The sequence below is a fragment of the Candidatus Contendobacter odensis Run_B_J11 genome (assembly GCF_000531125.1).
Taxonomy (GTDB): Bacteria; Pseudomonadota; Gammaproteobacteria; order Competibacterales; family Competibacteraceae; genus Contendibacter; species Contendibacter odensensis.
This window is the reverse complement of sequence record NZ_CBTK010000025.1, coordinates 1-3,539: the sequence shown is the minus strand read 5'-3', so window position 1 is coordinate 3,539 and position 3,539 is coordinate 1. Positions and strand designations below refer to the sequence as shown.

Annotated in this window: 4 protein-coding genes and 1 pseudogene; 3 read left to right on the top strand and 2 right to left on the bottom strand. The window is 53.3% G+C overall.

Translation table 11 applies throughout. The features are described from left to right. Positions 1-26 precede the first annotated feature (26 nt). Together BN874_RS01965 and fliB are read right to left on the bottom strand one after the other, a co-directional pair. The gene (locus BN874_RS01965) at positions 27-845 is read right to left on the bottom strand and encodes an IS982 family transposase (RefSeq protein ID WP_034430532.1); all 819 of its coding nucleotides are present in this window, start codon (positions 843-845) and stop codon (positions 27-29) included. Positions 846-1,005: 160 nt separating this feature from the next. Beyond that, a pseudogene (gene fliB, locus BN874_RS01960) lies at positions 1,006-2,238 on the bottom strand (flagellin lysine-N-methylase); the annotation flags it as partial. 329 nt (positions 2,239-2,567) lie between these two features. Between fliB and BN874_RS01955 the strand changes: the two are divergent. Genes BN874_RS01955 through BN874_RS01945 form a run of 3 tightly spaced genes read left to right on the top strand, consistent with a single transcriptional unit; the run spans position 2,568 to position 3,501 of the window. After that, complete coding sequence (locus tag BN874_RS01955; protein WP_034430530.1) at positions 2,568-2,804, top strand: type II toxin-antitoxin system Phd/YefM family antitoxin; 237 nt, start codon at positions 2,568-2,570, stop codon at positions 2,802-2,804. Beyond that, the gene (locus BN874_RS01950) at positions 2,801-3,199 is read left to right on the top strand and encodes a type II toxin-antitoxin system VapC family toxin (RefSeq protein ID WP_034430529.1); all 399 of its coding nucleotides are present in this window, start codon (positions 2,801-2,803) and stop codon (positions 3,197-3,199) included. The genes BN874_RS01955 and BN874_RS01950 overlap by 4 nt, the downstream gene beginning before the upstream one ends. After that, a complete protein-coding gene (locus BN874_RS01945; RefSeq protein ID WP_154724704.1) occupies positions 3,196-3,501 on the top strand; it encodes a hypothetical protein in 306 nt (101 codons plus the stop codon). The genes BN874_RS01950 and BN874_RS01945 overlap by 4 nt, the downstream gene beginning before the upstream one ends. Positions 3,502-3,539 lie beyond the last annotated feature (38 nt).

Sequence of the window (3,539 nt, the reverse complement as noted above, 5' to 3'; positions counted from 1 at the left end):
TAACCCAAGTTGCCACCTTCCCTGCTTCAGGAGACAAAATTGAGGCTGCAGGCGAGAACAAAGAGTCCCACCTTGAGTTCGAACCCGGCGGCAGTGACGGTATGGATGTGCTTAGGCAGCAACCGCTCGATCAAGCTACCGGTGGTTTCCACCGCTTTACGGGCAGTGGCCATCAAGTAGGTTACCGCCGGGTCGAGCGGGCGTTTGGAATTTTTCTTGCGCAGGGGGATCAGGTGCAAGCCGGCCTCCTGTAAGAGGTCTTCGTAGCCGTAGTCGTTGTAAGCCTTGTCTCCCGTGATCGTCGCGTTTTCTGGTAAATCCAAGGCGTATTGTTTCAAGGCTTTTGCATCGCTGTCCGCGCCGGGGGTCAAGAAGAATTCCACCGGTTGACCTTGAGCGGTGACCAACCGATGGATTTTCAGGCCATAGAAGTAGCGCTTTTTGCTGGATTGATAGCCTCGCCACGCTTCGCCCTGATAGCGTCGGCAGCGCCGAATCCGGATGTTATCGCAGACCGGTAGCGGAAAACTGTCAATGATATAGAGGCTCTCAACATTGAGTTCATGGCCTAGACCGGCCAATCCGTGAAACAACGGCATCAACAAATCCGCACAGCGATGGACCCGACGCACAAAGCGACTCGAACTCAGCTTCCGGGGCAAGTACCCTTGTTCATGGAGGAACTCGTGAGTACGTTTAAAGTTTCCGCCAAAGTACAACGCGGCCACCAAGGCCGTCGTCAGAATCTCCGCGTCGCTGACTCGACACTGCGGGTCTTCCCCATGCTGGAGCGCTTTCAACAGATCATCACAGAGGCAGTAAACGAATACAATTTGGAGGTCCATCGGGGTTCCTCGCCGGTCGTTGTGGAGTAGGGGTACTCACAACGCTAGCAAACCCCGATGGACACCACCCCGTCAAGGTAGCAACTTGGGTTACATATTATTATTGTAGTCAGTTGGCTACGATATGGCAATATCCCCCTTGCCTCCTCCCTGATCGGCCTCAGACATCTTTCACCAGCGCCACCAACCCGGCTGGGGTGTCGTAGCCATTGCGTTCCAACAATTCCCGGATGTGGTTGAGAAAGCTACTGTGATGCTCGATGCGTCGGCTGAAAGCGTACACCGCCCGGATGAATACCGCCTCATTCAGTCCTTGATGATAAGCAGCGCTACCGATCAGAAAATAACGCAACAGCGCATAGGGCAGAACCAGCGTCAGCAGATTCTTGAACAGACTACCGTGCGGACGACAGGGAAAAACTCTTTGCAAGGCCAGATTGACCAGATAGTTTTCCAGCAGATACTCACGCTCCGCAAAGAACGGCCAGTAATGATCGCGGACTGCCGCTCGGTACCGATTGAGCAGAAAATCCGGCTCGGCCGCTTGCGGGTTGGGTTGCGCTTCCGCCGTCAGGACGCCCAAGCCGATCCAGGCCTCCCGCAATAAATCAACGAAGGCATCGCGGTGTTGCAACCCTGCATAGATGCGCTCGACGCCCAGGGCATCCAGCAACTGACGTTGCAGAGGAGTCATGTCGAGTTGGATCAGGTCGATTTGCGCCGCTAAACCGCCATCATCCAGCAGGGTATTGAAGGTATCAATCAGACCGGGCAGCGTATCCACCTTTCCCTGTTCCACTCGCTGATCGACCAAGCGACAGAATAATGCCAGCCCAGCGATGCGGCGCCACAACGGCCAAGCGCGGTGCTGGAGCAACCGCAGGGAAAAGGTGCGCAAGGGCTGAAAAAATTGGTCGGAGGGCTGTTCCGGCTGATCAGGATTAATCGATCGGGCGAATTTGAGCCGCGCCACGGTGCCGGTGAGTGGTAATTCTACCTCCTCCAACTGGATGCCCTCCGGACGCAGCAGCGCCTGCCGCGCCAGTTCCGGGCAGGACACCGTACCGACGATTTGATGGCGACCCGCTACCAGCGTTCCGGCTCGCGGATAGACCATGCAGGTATGGCAGAGCGCTTTTTCACCCAGGCGTAGCTGGATCGAACACAGTTTCTCCACGGTCAGCATCGGACAGACGCCGCCGTGGTTTTCCAGCACCGCATAGTTGTTGTCGGTCGCGTCGTGATGGTTGCGTTTCAGCGCTTGCGCCAACCGGGGTTTCAGCACCGGATCGCTGCTGTTCCGGTAGAGCTTATAGGTTTTACGGTCCACATCGACTCGCCAGCCCCAGCAACAGTGATCCTCGCAGTCGGAACCGATACAGTGGAATTTGCTAAGATAATCAGGCTGCCATACTCACACGTTTTTTTGGATCATCGGTTTGCCTCGGTTCTGGAAATCACGCCTCATTATGCGATTTTCTTACCGGTTTTTGACGGATCAAGTAGCAGGGCTTCAGTTCACTTTGGTCAGCCGCAAACACAGGACTTTCGCTTTCCGTCATTCCCGCGTAGGTGGGAATCCAGTAACCTGCTGAAAAGCTTGGATACCCGCGAAAGCGGGTATGTCAAACTTAAGGGTTTGGCGAAAGTCCTGGGAACTTGACAACTTGTCAAAAATGGCGCTACGTTGCCTTTCATCCCATCCCCGGAGACCCGCCGCCCATGAAGACCATGACCGTTGGTGAACTAAAAGCCCAGTTTTCTGCCGCGCTGGATCAAATCAAACAGGGTGAAACCATTGTGATCTGCCACGGCAGGCGGCATGAGAAAATCGCCGCACTGATTCCCTATCGCCAAATGACCACTCGTGAACGGCCACTTGGCTTGCTCCAAAGCCGCGCATCCTGCGTGATTCATGAGGACTTTGAGCTAGACGACGAAGACTTTTTGAACTCATGAAGTATTTGCTGGATACGCATGCTTTCCTATGGGCAGTTTTTTCTCCGGAAAAGCTGAGTGTTAACGCCAAGTTACTGATTAAAGATGGAGAAAACTTGTTGTTTCTCAGCACAATTTCTTTTTGGGAAATCTCATTGAAATATGGCTTGGGTAAATTGGAACTGACAGGTTGTGTGCCGGAAGAACTGCCAGAAGTCGCCTCGGCCATGCAACTGGAGCTATTGCATCCATCGCCGGAGGATATGGCCTCCTTTCATCGCTTACCTCGGGTTGCTCACAAAGATCCATTTGACCGACTCATCATCTGGCAAACCTTACAAAACAAACTACACCTTGTTTCCAAGGATCAACGCCTGTCAGAGTATCAGCCGTTGGGCTTAAAAGTGGTTTGGTGAGTCGGGTTATCGCCCGCTGGCTGAACTGGATAAAAAAATATACAAATCAAATAGGAACAACGATAGCGATGACCACTACACTGTACCAACATGCGGTCGTAACCGAAGATCATTGTATTCACATTCAGAACTTGCAGCTCCCCGTCGGCGCGGAAATTGGCGTCGTTCTGATCGTTGGCGAACCGCAAGTTTCATCCCGCCCTGCCACGTTCTGGGATCGTATACCGGAGATGATGGTCGATGGATTGCCCAGCGACTATTCAAACCGCTTTGAGGAATACCAGCAGTTCCCGGTCTCTTGAAAAGCTCAATTTAATCAATGTATTATAGAAGGTGTTTG

Excerpts from the sequence above, each read along its gene's own strand:
- BN874_RS01965 (WP_034430532.1), bottom strand. The coding sequence starts at position 845 with ATGGACCTCCAAATTGTATTCGTTTACTGCCTCTGTGATGATCTGTTG.
- BN874_RS01955 (WP_034430530.1), top strand. The coding sequence starts at position 2,568 with ATGAAGACCATGACCGTTGGTGAACTAAAAGCCCAGTTTTCTGCCGCG.
- BN874_RS01950 (WP_034430529.1), top strand. The coding sequence starts at position 2,801 with ATGAAGTATTTGCTGGATACGCATGCTTTCCTATGGGCAGTTTTTTCT.